This is a genomic window from Kribbella deserti (assembly GCF_042434725.1).
GTDB lineage: Bacteria > Actinomycetota > Actinomycetes > Propionibacteriales > Kribbellaceae > Kribbella > Kribbella deserti.
Genome location: NZ_JBHLTC010000010.1, coordinates 48,175 through 70,621, shown reverse-complemented (window position 1 = coordinate 70,621; position 22,447 = coordinate 48,175). Strand labels below are relative to the sequence as shown.

General features: G+C 67.3%; 20 protein-coding genes and 1 tRNA gene. 7 read left to right on the top strand and 14 right to left on the bottom strand.

Annotated features, from left to right (window positions below; translation table 11 throughout):
- Positions 1-61 precede the first annotated feature (61 nt).
- A complete protein-coding gene (locus ACFFGN_RS09200) occupies positions 62-391 on the bottom strand; it encodes an ArsR/SmtB family transcription factor (RefSeq protein WP_380045269.1) in 330 nt (109 codons plus the stop codon).
- A 271-nt stretch (positions 392-662) separates the two neighbouring features.
- Between ACFFGN_RS09200 and ACFFGN_RS09195 the strand changes: the two genes are divergently transcribed.
- Positions 663-1,931: an aspartate kinase gene (locus ACFFGN_RS09195; protein ID WP_380045266.1), complete on the top strand. Its 1,269-nt coding sequence runs from the start codon at positions 663-665 to the stop codon at positions 1,929-1,931.
- Positions 1,928-3,028 (top strand): aspartate-semialdehyde dehydrogenase, encoded by a 1,101-nt coding sequence (locus tag ACFFGN_RS09190; RefSeq protein WP_380045263.1) that lies wholly within the window; start codon positions 1,928-1,930, stop codon positions 3,026-3,028. Before ACFFGN_RS09195 ends, ACFFGN_RS09190 begins: the two co-directional genes overlap by 4 nt.
- Before the next feature lie 109 nt (positions 3,029-3,137).
- Here ACFFGN_RS09190 and ACFFGN_RS09185 read toward each other — a convergent pair whose 3' ends face one another.
- Together ACFFGN_RS09185 and ACFFGN_RS09180 are read right to left on the bottom strand one after the other, a co-directional pair.
- Positions 3,138-4,130 carry a helix-turn-helix domain-containing protein gene (locus ACFFGN_RS09185; protein WP_380045260.1) on the bottom strand — a complete coding sequence of 331 codons (993 nt, stop codon included), beginning with the start codon at positions 4,128-4,130 and terminating at the stop codon, positions 3,138-3,140.
- Between the two features lie 26 nt (positions 4,131-4,156).
- Positions 4,157-4,408, bottom strand: coding sequence for a hypothetical protein (locus ACFFGN_RS09180; RefSeq protein WP_380045258.1), 252 nt, complete (start codon positions 4,406-4,408; stop codon positions 4,157-4,159).
- 132 nt (positions 4,409-4,540) lie between these two features.
- Between ACFFGN_RS09180 and ACFFGN_RS09175 the strand changes: the two genes are divergently transcribed.
- Complete coding sequence (locus tag ACFFGN_RS09175) at positions 4,541-5,719, top strand: trypsin-like serine protease (protein ID WP_380045255.1); 1,179 nt, start codon at positions 4,541-4,543, stop codon at positions 5,717-5,719.
- A 95-nt stretch (positions 5,720-5,814) separates the two neighbouring features.
- Here ACFFGN_RS09175 and ACFFGN_RS09170 read toward each other — a convergent pair whose 3' ends face one another.
- Positions 5,815-7,791, bottom strand: coding sequence for a CocE/NonD family hydrolase (locus ACFFGN_RS09170; protein ID WP_380045252.1), 1,977 nt, complete (start codon positions 7,789-7,791; stop codon positions 5,815-5,817).
- Positions 7,792-8,045: 254 nt separating this feature from the next.
- Here ACFFGN_RS09170 and ACFFGN_RS09165 point away from each other — a divergent pair, with 254 nt between their 5' ends.
- Entirely contained in the window at positions 8,046-9,527 is a 1,482-nt protein-coding gene (locus ACFFGN_RS09165; RefSeq protein ID WP_380045250.1) for a purine-cytosine permease family protein, read from the top strand.
- Positions 9,528-9,595: 68 nt separating this feature from the next.
- Here ACFFGN_RS09165 and ACFFGN_RS09160 read toward each other — a convergent pair whose 3' ends face one another.
- The 3 genes from ACFFGN_RS09160 to ACFFGN_RS09150 form a co-directional block, all read right to left on the bottom strand.
- Positions 9,596-12,691 carry a DEAD/DEAH box helicase gene (locus ACFFGN_RS09160; protein WP_380045247.1) on the bottom strand — a complete coding sequence of 1,032 codons (3,096 nt, stop codon included), beginning with the start codon at positions 12,689-12,691 and terminating at the stop codon, positions 9,596-9,598.
- A gap of 176 nt (positions 12,692-12,867) precedes the next feature.
- Complete coding sequence (locus tag ACFFGN_RS09155; protein WP_380045244.1) at positions 12,868-13,755, bottom strand: NAD(+)/NADH kinase; 888 nt, start codon at positions 13,753-13,755, stop codon at positions 12,868-12,870.
- The gene (locus ACFFGN_RS09150) at positions 13,752-14,750 is read right to left on the bottom strand and encodes an SPFH domain-containing protein (RefSeq protein WP_380045241.1); all 999 of its coding nucleotides are present in this window, start codon (positions 14,748-14,750) and stop codon (positions 13,752-13,754) included. The genes ACFFGN_RS09155 and ACFFGN_RS09150 overlap by 4 nt, the downstream gene beginning before the upstream one ends.
- 86 nt (positions 14,751-14,836) lie before the next feature.
- Between ACFFGN_RS09150 and ACFFGN_RS09145 the strand changes: the two genes are divergently transcribed.
- Positions 14,837-15,517 (top strand): NUDIX hydrolase, encoded by a 681-nt coding sequence (locus tag ACFFGN_RS09145; RefSeq protein WP_380045238.1) that lies wholly within the window; start codon positions 14,837-14,839, stop codon positions 15,515-15,517.
- A 544-nt stretch (positions 15,518-16,061) separates the two neighbouring features.
- Positions 16,062-17,345: an alpha/beta hydrolase family protein gene (locus ACFFGN_RS09140; protein WP_380045235.1), complete on the top strand. Its 1,284-nt coding sequence runs from the start codon at positions 16,062-16,064 to the stop codon at positions 17,343-17,345.
- Here ACFFGN_RS09140 and ACFFGN_RS09135 read toward each other — a convergent pair.
- The 7 genes from ACFFGN_RS09135 to ACFFGN_RS09105 form a co-directional block, all read right to left on the bottom strand.
- On the bottom strand, positions 17,335-17,964 hold the full coding sequence (locus tag ACFFGN_RS09135; protein WP_380045430.1) for a CoA transferase subunit B: 630 nt from the start codon (positions 17,962-17,964) through the stop codon (positions 17,335-17,337). The two genes, ACFFGN_RS09140 and ACFFGN_RS09135, sit on opposite strands and share 11 nt — an antisense overlap.
- Entirely contained in the window at positions 17,964-18,725 is a 762-nt protein-coding gene (locus ACFFGN_RS09130) for a CoA transferase subunit A (RefSeq protein WP_380045232.1), read from the bottom strand. Before ACFFGN_RS09130 ends, ACFFGN_RS09135 begins: the two co-directional genes overlap by 1 nt.
- Positions 18,726-18,839: 114 nt before the next feature.
- Positions 18,840-19,562: a carbohydrate-binding family 9-like protein gene (locus tag ACFFGN_RS09125; protein WP_380045229.1), complete on the bottom strand. Its 723-nt coding sequence runs from the start codon at positions 19,560-19,562 to the stop codon at positions 18,840-18,842.
- A 16-nt stretch (positions 19,563-19,578) separates the two neighbouring features.
- The gene (locus ACFFGN_RS09120) at positions 19,579-20,013 is read right to left on the bottom strand and encodes a hypothetical protein (protein WP_380045226.1); all 435 of its coding nucleotides are present in this window, start codon (positions 20,011-20,013) and stop codon (positions 19,579-19,581) included.
- 21 nt (positions 20,014-20,034) lie between these two features.
- Complete coding sequence (lipB, locus tag ACFFGN_RS09115) at positions 20,035-20,664, bottom strand: lipoyl(octanoyl) transferase LipB (RefSeq protein WP_380045224.1); 630 nt, start codon at positions 20,662-20,664, stop codon at positions 20,035-20,037.
- Positions 20,665-20,756: 92 nt separating this feature from the next.
- Positions 20,757-20,833, bottom strand: a tRNA-Pro gene (locus tag ACFFGN_RS09110).
- Between the two features lie 82 nt (positions 20,834-20,915).
- Positions 20,916-21,839 (bottom strand): metallophosphoesterase, encoded by a 924-nt coding sequence (locus ACFFGN_RS09105; protein WP_380045221.1) that lies wholly within the window; start codon positions 21,837-21,839, stop codon positions 20,916-20,918.
- Positions 21,840-21,865: 26 nt separating this feature from the next.
- On the opposite strand from ACFFGN_RS09105, the gene ACFFGN_RS09100 reads away from it, so the two are divergent.
- Entirely contained in the window at positions 21,866-22,342 is a 477-nt protein-coding gene (locus tag ACFFGN_RS09100; protein ID WP_380045218.1) for a GatB/YqeY domain-containing protein, read from the top strand.
- Positions 22,343-22,447: the final 105 nt, after the last annotated feature.

The window sequence follows — 22,447 nt, the reverse complement described above, 5'->3', positions numbered from 1 at the left end:
CGTCGCCGATGGCCAGCCACTGCCACGCCGGCCCGGCGGTCGTCCAGCGCTGTTCGGGTGGTTAGGGTTTGGGGGTGCGGCGGCCGCGGTGGAGTTCGGTGTCCAGGGCGTCCAGGCGTTGGGTCCAGAAGGAGCGGTAGCGGTCCAGCCAGGTGTCGATCTCGCGGAGGGGGGCGGGGTCGACGGCGTACAGGCGGCGGGTGCCTTCGGCGGTGACGGTGGCGAAGCCGTTGTCGCGCAGTACCCGCAGGTGCTGGGAGACGGCGGGCTGGCTGATGCCGAACTCGGCGCCGATCACGTCCGCGATGTGGCCTGCGGGCAGGCGGCCGTCGGCGAGCAGATCGAGGATCCGCCGCCGTACCGGGTCACCGAGAACGTCGAACGCGTGCACAACGCCATTATTCAGCGCGGACTTATATAAGTCCAGCAGCGTTCGCCGGACCGGTCGGCGGAAGGTCTGCGGCCGGGAGCGCCGTGCGGCGTGGTTCCTGCGGGGGCGGAGCCCGGCGTACGGAAGGCCTGGACCGGGGTTTGGTCAGCCCGTCCACGGACGACGCGCCCCAGCTAGAATGACCCGGGTCAACTACGTATGGTGCAGTGCGGCACCGCGTTCCGGATCCAGTTCACAAGCTGGGATTCACACAATGCGAGGAGACAGATCAGTGGGACGCGTCGTGCACAAGTACGGCGGTTCTTCGGTCGCTGACGCCGATTGCATCAAGCGCGTCGCGCAACGAATCGTCGCGACGAAGAAGGCCGGTAACGACGTGGTGGTCGTGATCTCCGCGATGGGCGACACCACCGACGAACTGATGGACCTGGCGCAGCAGGTATCACCGCTGCCGCCACCGCGAGAACTGGACATGCTGCTCACCTCGGGTGAGCGGATCTCGGCCGCACTGCTGGCGATGGCGATCGCGAACCTGGGTTACCAGGCGCGCTCGTTCACCGGCTCGCAGGCGGGCGTGATCACCACCTCCGCGCACGGTAACGCGCGCATCATCGACATCACCCCGAGCCGGATCGAGGACGCCCTCGCCGAGGGGCATGTCGCGATCGTGGCCGGTTTCCAGGGCGTCGCCCAGGACACCAAGGACATCACCACTCTTGGCCGGGGTGCCTCCGACACCACCGCGGTGGCGCTGGCGGCGGCGCTCGAGGCCGACTACTGCGAGATCTACACCGACGTGGACGGCATCTTCACCGCTGATCCGCGCATCGTGCCGTCGGCCAGGCAGATCCCGAAGATCTCCTACGAGGAGATGCTCGAGATGGCGGCGTGCGGCGCCAAAGTACTGCACCTGCGCTGCGTGGAGTACGCGCGGCGCTACAACGTCCCCGTCCACGTGCGTTCCTCCTTCTCGCAGAAGGAAGGCACCTGGGTCGTCGATGCGAAGGAATTGGATCCGATGGAACAGGCGATCATCTCCGGCGTGGCCCAGGACCGTGGCGAGGCCAAGATCACCGTGGTCGGCGTGCCCGACAAGCCGGGTGAGGCCGCGCGCATCTTCGAGACCGTCGCCAAGGCCGAGACGAACATCGACATGATCGTGCAGAACGTGTCGGCCGTCGCCACCAACCGGACCGACATCTCCTTCACCCTGCCGCGTTCGGACGGCTCCCGCGCGATGTCGGCGCTGGCGCGGATGAAGGACGAGGTCGGTTACGAGCAGCTGCTGTACGACGACCAGATCGGCAAGGTCTCGGTCGTCGGTGTCGGCATGCGGTCGCACCCCGGTGTCTCCGCGAAGTTCTTCTCCGCGCTGGCCGATGCCGGCGTCAACATCGAGATGATCTCGACATCCGAAATCCGGATCTCGGTGGTCGTCGACGAGAACCTGGTGGACGCGGCGGTTCAGGCCGCGCACACCGCATTCGACCTGGACGACGACCAGACCCAGGCCGTCGTCTACGGAGGAACAGGACGGTGACCCCAGTGAGCGCTGCTCTCGAACAGACCGAGGATAGGTCCGGACTGCCGTCACTGGCGGTCGTCGGTGCCACCGGCGCCGTCGGCACGGTGATGCTGGCCCTGCTCTCCACCCGGCAGAACGTCTGGGGGGAGATCCGTCTGATCGCGTCGCCGCGCTCCGCCGGTAAGAAACTCAAGGTCCGCGGCGAGGAGGTCGAGGTCGTCGCGATCAGCGCGGAGGCCTTCGACGGTATCGACGTGGCCATGTTCGACGTACCGGACGAGGTCTCGGCCGAGTGGGCGCCGATCGCCGCCGCGCGTGGTGCCGTCGTGGTCGACAACTCGGGCGCCTTCCGGATGGACCCGGACGTGCCACTGGTGGTGCCCGAGGTGAACGCGGAGGCGGTTCGCAGCCGGCCCAAGGGCATCATCGCGAACCCGAACTGCACCACCTTGTCGATGATCGTGGCGATGGGCGCGCTGCACCACCGGTACGAGCTGGACCAGCTGGTCGTCTCGTCGTACCAGGCGGCCTCGGGTGCTGGGCAGGAAGGCATCGACACCCTGCACGACCAGTTGATGAAGGTGGCGGGCAACCGCGACCTCGGCACCACCCCGGGCGACGTACGACGCGTGGTGGGTAGCGCGCTCGGGCCGTTCCCGGCGCCGCTCGTGCTCAACGTCGTGCCGTGGGCCGGTTCGCTCAAGGACGACGGCTGGTCCTCGGAGGAGCTGAAGGTCCGCAACGAGTCCCGCAAGATCCTCGGCCTGCCGAACCTGAAGGTCTCCGCGACCTGCGTGCGGGTTCCGGTCGTGACCACGCACTCGTTGTCCGTGCACGCGCGGTTCAACACCGAGGTGGACGTGGACGAGGCCCGCGAGGTGCTTCGCGATGCCCCGGGCGTGCTGCTGTTCGACAACCCGGCGGAGGGCGAATTCCCCACTCCCGCGGACGTTGTCGGCACCGACCCGACCTGGGTCGGCCGGATCCGCAAGTCCCTGGACGACCCGCAGGCGCTGGAGCTCTTCGTCTGCGGCGACAACCTCCGCAAGGGCGCGGCGCTCAACACCGCGCAGATCGCCGAGGTCGTCGCCAAGGAACTCACCCAGGCCTAGTCCCCACTTCTGCATTCATTCGTCGCAAACCGCCCTCCAGTGCCGCCGACCTCTACCGGTCAGCGTGTGGGAGAAGCGGATTGCGACGAACGAATGCCAAGAAACTGGTCTAGAGCCAGTTTTCGCGGGCGGCGTGTAGGGCCAGTTGGAAGCGGGTGCTGGCGCCGGTTCGGTTCATCAGGCGTTCCAGGTAACGGAAGAACGTGCGCCGGCTGATGCCGAGGGTGCGGGCGATGGTGTCGTCGGCCGCGCCGGTGGCCAGCAGTGAGAGCAGGCGTCGTTCGATCGGCTCCAGGCGATCGTCCTCGGCGCCCGCGGAAGCGTGCAGGGGCAGGGCGTTTCGCCAGCAGAGCTCGAACATGCCGATCAGCGCGGTGAGCAGACTGCTCGGCCGGATGATCAGCAACGACCGGTTCACATCGGTATCGCGGACCGACATCGAGACGAACGCGATCGAGCCGTCGATGATGGTCAGCTTCGCCGGTACGTCGGGCAGCACGCGGGCCTGCTCGCCGGCTTCCACGCAGGGCAGGATGTTCTCGGTCAGATAGCCCGGCACCTCGACCGACTCCGGCGAGTAGACCACTCGATAGGCCACACCGCGATTGAGCTGCTCGATCTCGGTCGCGTTCGGACCCGCGCCGAGATAGTACGGCGGACTGTCGATGGCGAGGATCTCCCGCTGGGCGCTGCCCTTGATCTGGTGGATCCGCTCCACGATGGCCGTGCCGGTGACCACCTCGATCAGGTGCGCGGTCGACTCGTTGTGGACGGTACGGCGGAATTCGTCGTACGCGTTGAGCACCTCGATCCGGGCCTGCTTCAGCTCGGATTCGCGGCGCAACGTCAGGGCCTCGAGCCCGGCGTCGGGCGGCACCGGCAGGAACCGGGTGTGATCCGAACCCGAGCGGCGGGCTAGACCAGCCTGAACCAGACCGCCCAAGGCGTCACTGAGCGTGCCTGTCAGGTCGGCGGTTGCCGCCTCGAGATCGCTCACCGAAGCCGGTCCCGAGCGCAAGAGATGCTGGTACACCCGGATTTCGTCATCGCCGAGCCCCAGCACGCGTAAATGCTGGGTACGCTCCGTGTCGGACGAGCGCATGCCTCTCCCCTCCCTCCCGAGCGCGGTCACTGCCTGCCACCGACAGTAGAGGGTAAATCGAAGCCGATGGCCAGGCCAGCACTGTCCGTATCGCGGCGGGCGCAGGCAGCGATATTCCCTGCTGTGTCAGCATTCTTGTGCCGTGTCACCATCAGGCCACCATTTCTGCGCAGTCTCGCGCGATGATTGTGGTCCAGCACCCCGGCGCCGGACCACCTGAGCGGCGCCGGGGTGCTGATCCAATTTCCGGCCATCGCCGCCACCATTGTCTTCCGCATCAGGAAATGCTGTTTCGGTTGCCTCATCATCCCGGCAAATCCGTGCCTCCGCACTTCCGTGCCATCACCGAGCGTGTGTGTGGGTGTACAAACTGTGCATCTCACTCGTGAGGTCGTAGAGGAGGAGTCCCAATGCGATGTCTCCAACTGCTCAAGGCCGCCGGCACCGTGCTGATGACCGCCGCCCTGGTCGTCGTGCCGGCCCATACGGCCAGTGCCCAGAACACTTCCGCCCAAGATGATCCGGGCCCCACGGTGGTCGGTGGAACCCGGGCGGCGCAAGGCGAGTTTCCGTGGATGGTGAGGCTGTCCATGGGATGCGGTGGCTCGATGCTCACCAATCAGCTGGTGCTGACCGCCGCGCACTGCGTGGGTTCCACCGGTAACAACTCGTCGATCACCGCCACCGTCGGCGTGGTCGACCTGCAGGACACCACGGCGATCAAGCGCACGTCGAACTACGTGCACCGCTCGCCAACGTACGGCACCAGCACCGGTGGCGACTGGGCGCTGATCCGCCTGTCCAGCCCGATCACCGGTGTCGCCACACTGCCGATCACCACCACCACGGCGTACGACTCGGGCACCTTCACGGTGGCCGGCTGGGGCGCCGCGTCCGAGGGTGGTTCGCAGCAGCGCTACCTGCTCAAGGCCCAGGTGCCGTTCGTGGACGACGTGACCTGCCGCAACGCCAGCCCGTACTACTCGGACCTGATCTTCGCCGCGGAGATCTGCGCCGGCAAGATGGACACCGGTGGCGTCGACACCTGCCAGGGTGACTCCGGTGGCCCGATGTTCCGCCGGGACGCGAACAACGCCTGGATCCAGGTCGGCATCGTCAGCCACGGCGAGGGTTGTGCCCGGCCGAACGCGCCTGGCGTGTACACCCAGGTCAGCACCTTCCACACGGCGATCAAGGCCGCCGCGGACAGCCTGAGTGGTGGCACTGGTCCCGGGCCGAACTGTGGCCCGTTCAGCAACGCCAGCAACGTGAACATCCCGGACGCCGGTACTGCCGTCACCAGCACCGTGACCGCCGCGGGATGCTCCGGCAACGCCTCCAGCACCACGAAGGTCGCGGTCGACATCAAGCACACCTACCGCGGTGACCTGGTGATCGATCTGATCGCGCCGGACGGTTCGTCGTACCGGCTGAAGAACTCCAGCTCGAGCGACTCGGCCGACAACGTCATCGCCACCTACACGGTGAACGCGTCCGCAGAGGTCAAGAACGGCGCCTGGAAGCTCCAGGTCAGGGATGTCTACAGCACCGACACCGGCTACATCGACAGCTGGAGCCTGACGGTCTGACCTGACGTTCCTCAACGCAACTCTCAACGCGACGGCACGCGGCCCCGGGTGATCCACCCGGGGCCTCGTGTTGTCCAGCTCAGGTTTCAACGGATTCAGCGCGACGCCTCGACGAACTGGCGCATCAGCTCGGCCGGGTCCTTCTCCGGCTCAGGCTGCGCAAGCACGCTGCCAGGCACTCGCTCGGCCGGGCCAACTTCAGCCAGGCTTGAGGTCGCACCAGTCAGGGGAAGCGTTAGTGACGACTTGGACGGGTCCAGCGTCACAGTGGCGCCGGTGAACGGCACCGAGGGGTTGTCCGGCTCAACCGTCAGTACCAGGCCGAGGCGGTGGCCGGCGGCGAAGACGACGTCGTCGGCGTTGAGCTCGAACGTCAGCTCGTACCACTTGCCGGACTGCAGCGATTCCTTGCGGTTCAGCGACTTGTAGTGGCCGATGTCCGCCAGAGTCCGTACGACGACTGATACGTCCGAGGTGGACTTGGTGATCCGGGTTTCGGGGTAGCAGCCGGTGTCGGCCGTATTGCCGTCTCCCCAGCACACCCGGGTGTCCGGAACGTTGCTGACGTTGGCGAATCGCGTCGCCGTGCCGTAGTCGACAAGACGCGCCTTGATGCCTGAGGCCACCTTGTTGACCTTGACCCGCACTGTCACCTTGGCCGTGCCAGAGACGCGTACAGCCTGGCTCAGCTCGTTGCTGAGGAAGACCGCGCGCTCGGGCTTCACCACCGTCGGATCGAGTACGGCGGCGTCGGTCGACTCCTTGTCCGTACCGGTGAAGCTGACCGGCGTGGAGTTGCCCGTGCCGATCGAGAGGCCACCCGGCTGCGAGCCGGCCGCCTTGCTCAGGTTGAGCTTGGTCTGCCGTACGCCGACCGCCGGCCACTTCGGCTCGTCGACGAAGGTCCCGTTCTCCCGCTGGATCGTGGCCTGCGGGGTTTTCATCACGTCGTTCTTGAGGCCCTGCAGCCAGTAGTCGAACCACGGGTGCAGGCGTTTCACCCACTCGTCGCGGAAGCTGAACCCGTCGAGGTGCACGCCCTGGTGCAGGAAGATCTTGCGCGGCACGTTGTGGCGGGCGAGCTCGTCCCACCATTCACCGAAGTGCCGGGTCTTCACGTTCTCGTCGCCGAGGCCGTGCACGACGTACACGCTGGAGCGGACCTTGCCGGCGTCCAGGTTGTAGTTCCGCGGGTCCCACCACCGGCTGTACGAACCGGTGCGGGTGTCGGAGTCCTGCTCGATCTCGTTCGTCATCTCCACACAGCGCGGGCTGGCGTCGTTGCTGACGTAGTCGTGCAGGAAGCCCATGTACTCGTCGTAGAAGGGCACGCCGTGACCGCGGGTGTAGTCGTACCAGCTGGAGATCGCCGCGATCGGCACGATCGTCTCCAGGCCGCGTACGCCGGTGCTCGCGACGGAGTTCGCGATGGTGCCATTCCAGGAGACGCCGATCATGCCGGTCTTGCCGGTGGACCAGTCGGGCCTCGCGATCGCTCCAGTGGGCGTGTAGGCCTTGCCACGGTTGTTCAGCCAGTCGACGACAGCCTTTGTGCCCAGCACTTCGAAGTCGGCGCCGACATCACTGCAGCCGGTGGACCGGAACGTGCCCGGCATGTCGACGAACGCGACGGCATAACCGCGCGGCACGAAGTAGTTGTCCAGCCAGCTGCCGAAGACCTGGCGGGTGCCGTTGGCGTCGAAGTAGGTCTTCGGGTCCCGCGCGTAGTACGGCGAGGCCTGGATGATGACCGGCACGTCGATACCGGCCTGGGCGGCTTCGCCCGGGCGGATCAGGTCGACGGTGACCCGGTCGGTCTTGCCGTTGGCGTCGGCGTCGGTGTTCGGCACCTCCACCTCGATCCGTTCCCGGATCGCGTTGTCGTAGTCGTAGGCGGCGACGGTCTGCGTGCCCTGAACGAACGGCTTACCGGCCGTGTCAGTGGCTGGAGCGGTTGGCGTGGCCGGGCGGGCGGTCGCGGTGAGCGAGGCCGGCACGGCCAGGGTCGCGGTGGCGATCAGCGCCACCGAAGTACGGAAGGCGGTTCGCGCCCGATGTCGAGACATGCGCATGCGCAGTGACTCCCCTTTTGGCGGTAGGTGGAGCACCACGGCCCTCCCTCGATAGGGCCGTGAGCGTAGTCAGGCGCACCTTAATACGTGATGACAGCGTTGTCTGCACAGATCACGATCATTCGGTGACTTTGCGTATATGTCACGGGAAATACTTCATCCCGCGCCATCCTTGACCGTTCGGTCGGCTGGCCACTAGCTTCCTTTCCAGCCATCACGGGGCCCGCGGTACAACAGCCAAGAGGAGATTCGCCATGAGCGATCCCCGCCATGCGAGCCGGACTGATCGTCGGGTCTTCGCGGTGGAGACGACAGGTATCGACGTTGTCCGAGGATCTCACCGCCGAGGCCGGGCCCGGGAGTTGTTCTGGCCCTGGTTCGGCGCGAACGTCTCGATCCTCGGCCTGAGCTACGGCGCCTTCGCGCTGGGGTTCGGTATCTCGTTCTGGCAGGCGGCGGTGGCCGGCCTGTTCGGCATCGTCTTCTCGTTCTTCCTCTGCGGCCTGATCGCCCTGGCCGGCAAGCGTGGTTCGGCGCCGACGATGGTGCTCAGCCGGGCGCCGTTCGGCGTGCGCGGTAACCGGATCCCCGCCGCGCTGTCCTGGATCCTGACCGTCGGCTGGGAGACCTTCCTGACCGTCACGGCGACCCTGGCGACCGCCACGGTGTTCCGGGAGCTCGGCTGGGGTGGTGGCACGGTCACGAAGGCCGTCGCGCTCGCGGTGGTCGGCACGCTGATCGTGGTCGCCGGCGTGATCGGCTTCAACCTGATCATCTGGCTGCAGACCGGTATCACCATCATCACCGGCGTACTGACCGTTGTGTACGTGCTGCTGGTGGCCGACCAGGTCGACTGGGCCACCGTCGCGGCGATGCCGAACGGCTCCACCCAGCAGGTCATCGGCGCGCTGATCTTCCTGATGACCGGTTTCGGCCTCGGCTGGGTCAACCTCGCCGCCGACTACTCCCGGTACCTGCCGCGCGAGACCTCGAACCGCGGCGTGATCGGCTGGACCACCTTCGGCGCCGCCGCGGCTCCGATCGTGCTGTTCACGTTCGGTCTGCTGCTCGCGGGTTCGTCGCCCGACCTGAGCACCGCGATCGCGAACGACCCGATCGGTGCGCTGGCCGCGGCGCTGCCGACCTGGTTCCTGCTGCCGTTCGCCACCGTCGCCGTACTCGGCCTGGTCGGTGGCGCGGTGCTCGACATCTACTCGTCCGGGCTTGCGCTGCTGGCGGCCGGGGTCCGGGTCCGCAGGCACATCGCGGCGCTGATCGACGGCATCATCATGGTGATCGGCACGATCGCGATCGTGTTCGTCGGCTCGAACTTCCTCAGTCAGTTCACCGGCTTCCTGATCACGCTGGGCGTTCCGATCGCGGCCTGGTGCGGCATCATGCTGGCCGACATGCTCTCGCGGAAGCGCGACTACGCCGACGAGGAGCTGTTCACCCCGCGCGGCCGGTACGGCAACATCCAGTGGCTGCCGATCATCATCCTGGGCCTCTGCACCGTTCTCGGCTGGGGCCTGGTCACGAACACCACGGCGGGCTGGCTCGACTGGCAGGGCTACCTGCTCTGGATCGGCCTCGGCGGCCGTGAAGGCGACTGGGCCTACGCCAACGTCGGCGTCCTGGTGGCCCTTGTCCTCAGCTTCGTGCTCCAGTACGCCCTCGGTCGGTCCCGCGTCCGCCAGCAGGAAAGCATCGACCACCAACCGGTCTACACACACTGATCAACCCCGCACGTGCGGCGACGGTTCGCCTCAAGAACGCGAACCGCCGCCGCAGCTACGGTTGGTTGTCAGTCTTGCGGGCGGGGATCGGCGCGTGGCAGCGCCCTTGCCATCACGTCGAAGTGCCGCTGCGGAGCCCAAGCCGCGTGGTCACCGATCACGTAAAGCCTCCGTTTGGCCCTGCTGACCGCCACGTTGAGCAAATTCGGTTTGCTCGCCGCCCAGCGTCGCGCCCCCACACTGTTCGGATCGCTCCCGAGTATCAGAATGACGATGTCGGCTTGCTTACCTTGAGCGGTGTGAACGGTGCCTGCAACAGTCTCTCGCGGCGCGATCTGGCGAACTCTCCGCGCAACATCGCGAAAGGGGGCGATGATCATGACCTTGGACATATCGACCCCAAGGCCCCGGAGCTTCAGCAGGATGCGCTCCAGTACCGCGCCCTCAGCGGGTATCCAGTGTCCCTGTGCGTTATCGCTCGGCACATCGATCCACTTCGACTCCGGAAGCGCGCTATGGGCGGCCCTGAACTCGGCGGATTTCGCCACCGGGGTGCCATCGATCATCAGCCCGTCGTAGGCGATCGTGTTGGCGATATCGAACATCGGAGCGTCACAGCGACGGTGCACGGTGAGAGGACTACCCACCCAGATCATGCCGTCGGTCTCGTGCAGATAGGTACCGAGGCGGTTCAGTCGGTCGGCGACGCGCTGGACTGAGGTACGCCCCGTCAGCCATTGCTCGTCAACGTCGTATTCCTGCCGGATCGCCTGCTCAGCCCTGTGCGGTATCGAGGTGACGGGCTCCAGTTGGAGCGGATCGCCGACCACCACGGCATGCTGAGATCGCCAAAGAGCGCCTACCGCCGCCTGCGGTGTCGCCTGGCCGGCCTCGTCGATGAACAACCATCCCAGTGATTCCTGATCCAGGTGACTGAACAACCGGGCGAAGGAGGCGAAGGTGGTGGAGACGACCGGGACCACGAAGAACAAGGTTTGCCAGGCGGCAAGCGCACTCTTGGCTGGCAAGTCGCGTGGCGCGCTGCCGCTGACGACGTCCATTGCGGCTTGCAAACCCTGCCGCATCTGGGTAGGCACGTGTTGTAAGAAGTCCTTGTGCAACCTCAGCGCGGCCAGTAGGAACTCACTACGAGCGCGATCCCACGACTGATCGATCCAGAGTGTGCCGAGCTCGCGGGTTTCGCGGTCTTTCCACCAGGTGTCGCTGGGGAAAGCGGGCCCCAGTGCGGCAGCAACATCCTTAAGGTCCGCCGAAGCCTTGGCGAGATCTCGATCGGCCGCTTCTTTCGCGGCCTGTTTCTCGGTCAGCGCCGCGCCCGCATGCTCCGCCGTCAGCCGCATCCTCGTCAGCTCTACATGGGCCTGCTCGACCTGTCCCTCACCGGCCATCACACGGTGGGCCAGGTCGCGATCCGACTCCTGCCAGGCTCGGTACGCTCGACCCAGCGTGATCACTGTCTCGAGCAGGTTGGGCCGGAATCGGCGGTTCTCCGCTCGTCGGTTCAGCTGCCGGTCGCGCTCGGCCTCTGCTTCGATCAGCGCACGTCGTGCTGCCTCAGTTCGGCGCTGCGCGTCGGAGTACTGAGCTTGTAGGTTCGCGAGCGTCGTCGCGGCCTCCTCGACCTCGCGTTGCAGGCCAGGCATAGCGGACAGGGCGTCGTATACCTTTTGCCGCTGTTGCCGGAAGCGGAGGGATCGCAGGCGCGCGGCCCGGAAGTTCGCGACGGCGGCTTTCCAGTCGTGTTCTGGGGTGGCTGCTTCGTACTCCCTGAGCTGGGCCTCAATTCCCGGTAGCGGTTCACCCTGTTCGACCTTGGAGGGCCACCAAAAGGCGTTGACGAATGAACTGCGGTTTTTCTTGTTCCCCAATCGCGCCGCGAGCAAGGCCCAGGCCTCGATCTCGGCGGCGCCGGTCTCGTTGCCCGCGTTGATCGTCCTGGCGGCGATGTCCGCGAAGTATCCGACGTTGGTGGCCTCCTGATGCCAGCGGCGGTCGATGGCGTCCAGAGCGGGGATCTCGTTGGTGATGTTCTCGACGGCACCGTTGTTGGCGGAAGTCACAACCATCTCGAACCCAGTGAGTTCTGGTCGCCACCGCGGAACCGTCCGACGGTAGCCGTTGGTGGACCATCGCAGCGTCCCGGTGAAGGCATCGGCAGGATGGGACAGCTCGCTAAGCCGGGTTGCGCGCTCGACTATGAGAGCCGCCATCAAATCACGCAGCATAGTCGTCTTGCCTGTGCCCGGAGGACCGTTGACAGCGAGCAAGCCCGAGGATTCGCGCGGCATGGCCAGGGCCGTGTTCACCGCCAGTTGCTGACTCAGAACCAGCGGCTGGTCAAGGGTACTCGGCCAGCGACCTAACGGCGCCTTCGCGGGCGCGGTCGCGCTCAGCACAGCATCGAGGTCGTTCCGGATATCGATCCGGTCCTGCCGATTCAGGCCCTCGTTCGCAGTCAGATAGGCATGGAGGGTGGTTCCGATGTCGCCCTGCCGAACCCGTTTGGCGACCATCTCGAGGTCGTCGGCGATGAAGCTGTTCAGGAAGTCCAGGCCGGTTGAAGCCTCGGCTGTTCGTGAGCTGACGATCTCACTGCGGATCCTGATCTCCGCCGTGCCAAGAAGCGTGCGGACGCCGAGTAGAGCGCCCGCGAGGTCACGAATGGTGGCAAGCCCCTCGAAATCCAATGGCTCGACGACAGCCGGTACAGGGGCGTCAACGTCTTCCTCCCCGCTTACTGACCAGAGTTCGGCGAGGTGTTCGGAGAACTTGGCCTGGACTTCTTCGAACCCGTCGAGCCAGCCTCGCTGAGACGGTCCGGGAGAGCGTGAGCGGCCGGTGGCCCACGCGCAGCTCGACAGAATCGCGGAGTCCAGCGCCGGACGGCCGTCCGGCCCGACGAGGAAGGCAGCCAACGCCGATTCTCCGTTGGGACGCTCGTCGAAAGCATGCTCTGCCGCCGGAAAGGCGGTCTGCAATACCTCAAAGACGGCTGTCAGCGGAAAGAGGCCCAGGAAAACCGTGTGCCGCCACTGTTGCTTCTCGCGCAGTCGAATCCTTTGGATGGGATGCCCTGCCTGCCACGGCAACGGCCGATCAGCTGAGGCCAGGTAGACCCGTTGGTCGAAGTCGACCTTTGGCACGGACTGCGGACTGAAAAGTTCGACGGCCCGCCAGTACCGAATGATGTCAGCTCTTCGTGCGTCCCCAGCCGCCACCGAGCGAGCTCCCTCCCCTTGAGATATCTCTGCCACAGAGGCTATCGGAGGGCACCGACAGTGCGTCTGGTGTGGCGAGGCGCCGCAGAGGAGCGGTTGAGTCACCGGATCAGGTTGAGGTGGACTTCGGCGACGGTGAGGTCGAGGCGCTGGCCCCAGCTCAGGGCCAGCGTGTCGGACTCGATGCCGTCGCCGAAGACGACCAGGTCGGACTCGGCGCTCACGGTGAGGGTTTCGTTCGCGGCCAGTAGGCCTTCGGTGTACGACGTACCGGTGGCGGGCGAAGGCCAGGCCTCCCGGACGAACCAGCACAGCGCCGGAGTGGTTGCCGAAGGCAAGCGAAGCGGGCTGCGCCGTTCCTGCCAGGCCGATCGGCACCAACCGGTCGCGCCGGTCCCGGTGCCGATCAGAATGCCCGATGACGACTGGCGTTCCTCGTCCGCCTGCGGAGCCCGGAGGCGGTAGCGCGCCGACTGGTGCGTGCGATGGCCGACATACACCTCGTTGAGCGCGATCAGTCGCTGGCCATCATCGGTGCTGGCGGCAACCATCGTGCGAGCTTCGATCGACTCGCGCAAGGTGGTTGCCGAGAGCAACTTCGGTACGTTGTTCGGCGCGTGTGGCACCAAGATGCCCGGGTTGCGTCGTGGCTCGGGGTTGACGCCGACGACGGGCTGGCCGTCGAGGTACTTGGCCACGTTCGCGACCAGGCCGTCCTGGCCGACCGCGACTACGACGTCCTCCGGGCCGAACACGAACCGGTCCAGGTCCGACCGCTCGGCGACGGCCCGGCGCCAGTCCAGCGGGATGGCCGCCGAAACCGTCGCGAGCGCCGCCTGCTGAGCCGCGTGGCGTTCGTCCAGCTCGGCCAGGGACCGGCCCCGGGTGGAGAGGAAGAACCCGGCCTGCTGGCGGGTGCCGTGCCGGGCGACCAGCTCGGCCAGCTCCGTCGCCCGGTGCACGATCACGGCCCGCGGTGGCAGGCTCATTGGGCCGCGCCATTGGTGAGACGGCTCAGCAGCGGCGTGAGCAGATCCGGCGTGACGTTGAGCGTGCCGATCTCCGGCAGCGCGCCCTGCTTGATCGCGAGCGCCAGGATCGTCGCCTGATCCAGATCCTGGTACGCCGCCAGCAAGGCCTTCTCGGCCTCGGCCTCCGCGGCGCCGAGTACGCGCTTCGCGTCAGCCTCGGCCTGGCTCAGCATGCGCTGCCGACCGGCCTGGGCCTCGGTCTGGATCTGGCCCGCGGCGGCGGCCTCGACCGCCCGCTGGCGCTCGTTCTGGCCTTTCTGCAGGACGAGTTGCTCCTCGCGACGGGCCAGCTCGATCTGGTTCTGCAGCTCGTTCTCGGCAATGGCCCGCTCGCGCTCGACGGCCATGGCGCGCCGTTCGTAGGTGGCCTTGTCAGCCGCCTGCTGGACCATCTCGCGGGTAGGCGTCTGCAACGCCCGCTCGACGTCGCTCTCGGCCCGTACGGCGACAACGCGCACGTCCACGATGCCGATGCCCATCCCGGTCAGCCGCTCATCCTCGCGCAGGCCTGATCCGACCTGGTCGCGAAGGGCCGCGCTGCCTTCGGAGAGGGCCTGGGTGAGCGACATCCGGGCGAGCAGATCGACCGCCGCCTGCTGGGCCAGCTCGGTCATCAAGCCGCCGAGTTGCTCCAGTGGAGTGGACCGCCAGTGACCGTGATCCGGGTCGATCCCGAAGTCGATCCGGGCCGCCGCCAGGGCGGGATCGGTGACCCGGTACGTCACGGTGGCCTGCACCGCGACGTCCTGGAAGTCGACGGTCCGGCCGTGGAACAACAACGGCTGCTCCCGGTCGTCGATCGGGATCTCGCTCAGGGCGGAGTTCAGCGGGCGGAACCAGAACGCCTGACCGGGTCCGTCGTGCACGAGCCGGCCCTTGCGCAGGTGCCGCACGTGCGTGGTCGGGTTGGCGCGCAGGTGGTTGATGAAGCGGAACCGGCTGATGTCGGCCATGGGCGGTGCCTCCTAGCACTTGTATTCGTCACGATGACGATAAGCCGGTTCTCGCTTTTCGTCAAGGTGACGATTAAGGTGGTCGCATGGGCTTCGAGCCGATGGGTGTGGCGACCGACCTGGTGATCCTGACGGTGCGGGCCGGCTCCTTCGAGGTGCTGCTGATCCGCCGCGGCATCGCGCCGCACCGGGGCCGCTGGGCGCTGCCGGGGGGATTCGTGCGGCCCGCGGAGGGGTTGAAGGCCGCCGCCTTACGGGAGTTGGCCGAGGAGACGGGCCTCGACTCGGACCAGATCCACCTCGAGCAGATCGCGACGTACGGCGAACCCGGGCGAGATCCGCGCGGCCGGGTGGTGAGCGTGGCGTATCTGGCGCTGGTACCGGATCTGCCCGCGCCGGTCGCCGGAACAGACGCCGCCTCGGCCGAGTGGGTCCCGGTCGCGGAGGTGCTCGCGGACGCGAAGCGGCTCGCGTTCGATCACCACCAGGTGCTGGCCGACGGGGTTGAACGGGCTCGCGCCAAGCTGGAGTACTCGCCGCTCGCGACGGCGTTCTGCCCGGCGGAGTTCACGATCTCGGAACTACGCGGCGTCTACGAGGCGGTGTGGGGCGTGGCGCTGGATCCGCGAAACTTCCACCGCAAAGCCACGAAAACCGAAGGCTTCGTCGTACCGACGGGCGAAACCACCACCCGCGACGGCGGCCGCCCAGCCCAACTCTTCCGCCGCGGCCCCGCCACCGCCCTCCACCCACCTGTGACGCGCTAACTCTTTGCATTCATCGGTCCGAATCTGCCGACTCCCAGTCGGCCGGCTACCGGGTTGTAGGGCGGCTACCGGGTTGTGGTGTGCCCACTACCGAGTTCGTGTGCGGCTACCCGGTTGCAGCCAGGTAGCCGCACAAAAACTCGGCAGCCGACCTCGGAGCCACCCCGATCGCCACGTCCACCTTGACCATCGTCGACCTCGCCCGCCCCGGGTTCCACCTTGTCCAGTGGCCGCGACAAACCCGCGTCACGCCGCGCGAACCCGGCACCGTGTCGCGCGGACCCGGCGTGCTGACGCGTGAGCCCGGCGCGGAGCGTACGGAACCACCCGGTCCCGCCTTCCTGACCCTGAAAGCCGACGGGGGAGGGCGGCCCATCCTGTCGCCAGTGGTCGCGTCTGAACATCCAAGTTGACGCGGTTCAGACGCGACCACTCGCGGTAGAAGGTAGGGCGGTCGGCAGCACGAAGGACGTGACTATCGGCAGTAGCGGGTCCTGCCGGATGGCAGCGGTGCGCGTTGCCGGGACTGGCCGAGGGTGGACGCATGCTGACTCGACGGGTTCTCTTCGGTATCACCGGTGCCGCCCTGCTGGCGCCGAGCGCCACTCTGACCGCCGCCCGCGCCACCCCCACCATCGCAGGCGCCTCGGCCGCTTCAAGCACGCGGACGCCTCGACGGCCGGTGCCGTTGCGCTTCCCGCGGCCGAGCGGCCCGTTCCCAGTGGGTACGACGGAGCTGCACCTGGTTCAGACGGGACGGCCGGACCCGTACCGGCCGGAACGCACGCGCGAGTTGATGATCAGCCTCTGGTACCCCGCGAGTCGGCCCGCCCTGGCAGCGCCGTACCTGCCGCCGCTGACCGCGGCCTTCTACGCCGAAGGTGCCGCGATCGCGCTGCAGCAGCCCGTCGGCACGGTCGACTGGGTGGGCGCACGCAATCACGCGGGCCTCTCGGCGCCGGTGAGCCGGTCGTGGGGCAAGCGCCCGGTGGTGGTCTTCTCGCCCGGCTTCGGCGTACCGCGCGGCCTGGCCTCGGTCATGGTCGCCGAACTCGCCAGCCGAGGGTACGTCGTTGCCACCGTCGACCACACCTACGAGGCCGCGGGCGTGGAGTTCCCGGGCGGGCGGCTCGAAGTGCAGACCCTGCCGACGGGGAATTACGCCAAGCTGGCAAGGGATTCCCGCGTGGCCGACGTCCGGTTCGTGCTCGACTCGCTCGAAAAACTTGCTAAGGGCAACAACCCGGACGCGGCGAAGCGACGTCTCCCGGACGGCCTGGGGGAGATCCTCGACCTGACCCGGATCGGGGCCTACGGGCACTCCGCGGGCGGGATCACCGCGGCCGACGTGATGGACGTCGATCGCCGGGTCAAGGCCGGGATCGATCTCGACGGCACGCTGGGTTACGGCTACACCGTGGACGACCCGGCGCCGGTCGTACGCAACGGACTCGATCGGCCGTTCCTGCTGGTGGGTGCGGGCAACACCGGCAGCACTGGCGGGCCGCAGACCCACCTGACCGAGCAGTCGTGGGGCCGGTTCTGGCAGCACTCGACCGGCTGGAAGCGCGATCTGAACGTCGGCCTCGGCGGGCACTACACGTTCATCGACCACCAGGTGCTGATCCCGTGGTTCGGCCGGTTCTTCACCGTGCCGCCCGAGCTGGTCGCGAACACAGTCGGCTCGGTCGATCCCGATCGCATCCAGCGCTCGCTGAACGCCTATCTACCTGGGTTCTTCGATCTGCACCTGCGCGGACGCGAGGTGCCGCGACGACTTTGGCAGGGCGAGTCGCCGCGGCATCCCGACGTACGGTTCATTGCTTGATGGTGGCTCCGGTCTTGCTCTGCAGCTCGTCGAAGGTGACCCCTTCGGCGAGCTCGACCAGGCGCAGGCCGTCTGGCGTCACGTCGAGAACGGCCAGATCGGTGATGATCCGGTTGACCACGCCGCGGCCGGTGTAGGGCAGGTCGCACTCGGTGAGAATCTTGTGCGAGCCGTCCTTGGCGACATGTTCCATCAGCACGATCACGCGCTTGGCGCCGTGCACCAGGTCCATCGCGCCGCCCATGCCCTTGACCATCTTGCCGGGAATCATCCAGTTCGACAGGTCGCCGGTCTCCGAGACCTGCATCGCGCCGAGCACGGCCGCGTCGATCGCGCCGCCGCGGATCATGCCGAACGACAGCGACGAGTCGAAGAACGATGCCCCGGGCAACGTCGTGACGGTCTCCTTGCCGGCGTTGATCAGGTCCGGGTCCTCGTCGCCGTCGGCCGGGTAGGGCCCGACGCCGAGAATGCCGTTCTCGCTCTGCAGTACGACGGTGACACCGGCGGGAATGTAGTTCGGGATCAGCGTCGGCAGGCCGATACCGAGATTGACGTACTGCCCGTCCTCGAGCTCCGCCGCCGCCCGGGCCGCCATCTGTTCACGGGTCAGACCCATCATGCACTCGCCTTCTGCTGAACGGTCCGCTTCTCGATCCGCTTTTCGATGTCCTTGCCAACGGCAACTACCCGCTGAACGAAAACGCCGGGCAGGTGGATGTCGTCGGGATCGAGTTCGCCCGGCTGGACGAGTTCCTCCACCTGGGCGATGGTGATCCGCCCGGCCATCGCGGCCAGCGGGTTGAAGTTGCGCGCGCTGCGATCGAAGATCAGGTTGCCGTGGGTGTCGCCCTTGAGCGCGTGCACCAGGCCGAAGTCGGTGGTGATCGACTCTTCCAGCACGTACGTCGTGCCGTTCAGCTCGCGGGTCTCCTTCGGCTCCGAGGCCTTCGCGACCGAACCGTCGGTGTTGTACTTCTGCGGCAGCCCGCCCTCGGCCACCTGGGTGCCGACGCCGGCCAGCGTGAAGAAGGCCGCGATACCGCAACCACCTGCGCGCAGCTTCTCCGCCAGCGTTCCCTGCGGGGTCAGTTCGACCTCCAGCTCACCGGACAGGAACTGCCGGGCGAACTCCTTGTTCTCCCCGACGTACGACGAGGTCATCTTGGCGATCCGCCGGTCCGCCAGCAGGATGCCGAGCCCCCAGTCGTCCACGCCGCAGTTGTTCGAGACGACGCTGAGACCGGTCGAGCCGAGGTCGTGCAGGGCCCGGATCAGCTCCATCGGATTGCCGCATAGACCGAAGCCACCCACGGCGAGGCTCGCGCCGTCACCGATGTCGGCCACCGCGGCGCGCGGTGAGTCGTACGTCTTGTCCATGCGGCTGCTCCATTGCAGGTCGACGAGGTTGTCCCGCCGACACTAACCCCCGGAGCCGCCGTCATCGAGATGACGTCGGCCACAACCTGGATCCGGGTTATGTGCCGCCGGAACCTAGCGCCCGAACTCGACCACGCCCCACGTCCCAGGCGCGTGCATGGTCGGCTGGTACTGCGGGGACCAGACCCAGAAGTCCTCACCCTCGCCCTTGCGGTACTGCCCGTCCACCACCTCGTGCGGCCACTCGATCCGCATCAGGTTCATCCGCCACTCGTCCCCGGCCCGCGGCGGCGTCGTACCGCCCGAGTGGTACGACGTGAGGGCTTTCCACGGCAGGGCCAGTTCGACCGACCAGCCGCGATCCTCGTCGCCCGGATCGTTCGCCGTACCGTCGACGAACACGGCCGCGCGCAGACCCGGCAGGTTCGTCGGGTCGATCGCCTCGCCGCCGAGGGCGTACGGCTTGGTCAGGGTGAGTTCCCAGGTGGTGCCGAGGCAGTTGATCTCGAACTCGTAGTAGTTCTCGCCGTCGCCGTCGGGGTCGATGAACAGCTCGAAGTTGTTCTCCACGAACAGCATCGAGTTGTGCTCGGTCAGGGTGGCCCAGACGTGCGGCTCCTCCAGCTCCGCGCCGACGTACAGGAACTCGTCGTCCCAGAGCAGCTTCGCCCGGGTGCGGAACCGCGGCGTGGCCGCGCTCGGCCCGAGGATGTCGACGAAGTCGCTGGTCCAGGGCGCATCGGCCCAGGCAGGATGGCTCAGGGTGCCGTCGATGGGCAGTGGGCCGTCGATCCGCTGGCAGACGTACCGCGGCGGCTCGGGGGTCTGCTGGGGCACGGTGGCGGTCCTCGGGTTAGGCATCGGCACGGTTCAGGGCGCGAGCGAGTAGGTGGGCGAGCACGAACGTAACGGCGGCCAGGCCGGGCACCACCAGCAGGGTCCAGGTCGAGTAGAGCCGGTCCGCGAGCAGGCCGACCACGACGACGCACAGGAACAGCACGCCGAGGAACGCGATCAGCGCGGGATTCTCGATCGCCAGCCGCTTGAGCGCGATGGCGCCGAGCACGATCGCGACGGCGACGGTGAGCACCAGCAACGGCAGGCCAATCGCGCCGCAGTTGGTGGTGTCGCGAACGCGTTCGCAGCCCTTGCCGCTCAGCCAGACCAGCGCCACCATCACAAAGCCGCACAGCACGCCCACAACGGCCAGCAGGACCACCGGCGGCATCGGCGGTACGCCGTACCGCGCCCGCTTCTCGGCCTCGGCTGGTTCGTCGTCAGCGCTCATGGCCGCAGGCTACCGACAAGTTCAGTCGGCGCCCAGAGCCCTCGCGATCGCGTCGCGCACCGCCGCCTCGGCCGGTACGGCGAGACCGCGCTCCCGCGCCAGCTCGGCCAGCGAGGTGGTGGTCACGTCGTGCAGGCCGCACGCCGTGAACTGGTGGAACACCGCCAGGTCCGGATCGACGTTCACCGCGAACCCATGACTGGTCACGCCGTGCCGGATCCGCATCCCGATGGCAGCCACCTTGCGATGATCGGCGGTCCAGACTCCGACCAGGCTGCTCGCACCCTTCGGAGTGTCCCGGCGGATCAGGTCGAACCCCAGGTCGCGAAGGCCCTCGATCAGGCCGTTCTCCAGCCAGCGCACGATGTCGACGGGACCACGCTCGCGGACGTTGATGACGAGATAGCCGACCAGCTGCCCGGGGCCGTGGTACGTCGCGAAGCCGCCGCGGTCGACCTGGACCGTGGGGATGGCGGCGGTATCGGCTGGCAGATCGCTGAGGTCCGTCCGTGGGCCGTAGGTGATCACCGGGGGATGGCTCAGCAGGAAGAGCCGGTCCGGCTCTTGGCCGGCGATTCGCTCGTCGACCCAGCCACGCATCGCCTCGGCCGCCTTGCCGTACTCGATCTCGCCCAGATCCACGCGCCGCATGCCATCCAGCGTAGGCCGGACTCTTCGGCGCTGGTTTTGGCGGTGGGAATGACTCAGGGCCGGTCACTCTGGTGAGTGACCGGCCCTGAGGTTGGTCGGGCTGACAGGATTTGAACCTGCGACCTCGTCGTCCCGAACGACGCGCGCTACCAAGCTGCGCCACAGCCCGAAGTCGGCGTTAGCTTACATGCGCGCCCGCCTGGTGCGAAATCGAGTTCTGCCACCGCTCCGGCCAGACCACCGGCAGGCGGTCAGGACGACGCCGGGACCAGCGTCAGCAGGGTGGCCTCGGGGCGGCAGCAGAAGCGGATCGGCGCGTACGGAGACGTGCCGAGGCCGGCCGAGACGTGCAGAGCCGCCTGGGCCTTCTCGTTGCCGTAGGTGGTCAAACCCTTCACCCGGGACGCGTCGAGGTCGCAGTTCGTCACCAGGGCCCCGTAGAACGGCACCGCCACCTGCCCGCCATGCGTATGCCCGGCCAGGATCAACGGATAGCCGTCCGCGACAAAGCGATCCAGCACCCGCAGGTACGGCGCGTGGGTGACGCCGATCGACAGGTCCGCCGTCGGATCGACCGGGCCAGCGATCGCGTCGTACCGGTCGCGGCGGATGTGCGGGTCGTCGGTACCACCGAAGTCGAGGCGCAGGCCGTTCACCTTGAGGCCGGCCTTGGCGTTGTTGAGGTCCAGCCAGCCGCGTTCGGTGAAGCCCGCGCGCATCTCGTCGTACGGCAGATCGGGGCCGTGCGGCTTGTGCCGCTGCTTGGTGGCGGGCAGCAGGTACTTGAACGGGTTCTTGAAGTGGGGCTCCCAGTAGTCGTTCGACCCGAAGACGAACACGCCTGGCACGTCCAGCAACGGCTCATACGCCCGGAGCAGCGGTGGCACCGACAACTTGCTGGCGATGTTGTCGCCGGTCGTCACCACCAGATCCGGCTTGAGCTCGGCCAGACCGCGGACCCAGTCGATCTTGCGGTGCTGCTTGGGCATCAGGTGCAGGTCGGACAGATGCAGCACCTTGAGCGGGTCCGCGCCGGCCGGCAGCACCGGCACGGTGAAGCGCCGCAGGGTGAACCAACGTGCCTCGGCCACCGCATAAGCCAGACAGGCCGCGCCCACGGCCGTGGTCACGGCTGCCGTGCTGGCCACCGTTCGGGCGATCCGCCGGGAGTTCATCTTCCCAGCCTGCCACAATCGTGGGCATGTCCAACTCCGTGAACTCCGAGATGAAGCAACGCCTGCACGACGACATGACCGCGGCACTGAAGGCCCGTGACGAGCTGCGCAAGTCGACCCTGCGGATGGCCCTGACCGCCATCACCAAGGCAGAGGTGGCCGGCAAGGAGGCGCGCGCGCTGTCCGACGCGGAGATTCTCGACGTGCTCGGAGCGGAAGCGAAGAAGCGGCGCGAGTCGGTCATCGCCTACCGCGACGCCGGTCGCGACGAACTGGCGGAGAAGGAACAGGCCGAAGCCGACATTCTCGCCGAGTACCTGCCCGAGCAGCTCACCGCCGACGAGATCGCCGCCCTCGTCACCGAGACCATCGCCGAAACCGGCGCCGCCGAACTAGGCCCGCGCGGTATCGGCAAGGTGATGGGCGCCCTCCAGCCCAAGGTCAAAGGTAAAGCCGACGGCGGCGCCGTCTCCACCGAAGTAAAACGCCAGCTAGGCGTCTAACTCACCCCGCGCCCGTCGCCAAGCCGCCCTGGTTGCAGGAACCTGCAACCAGGGCGGCTTTGCTTGTCGCCGAGCAGGTGGGATGGATAGCCTCCCAGCGTCACT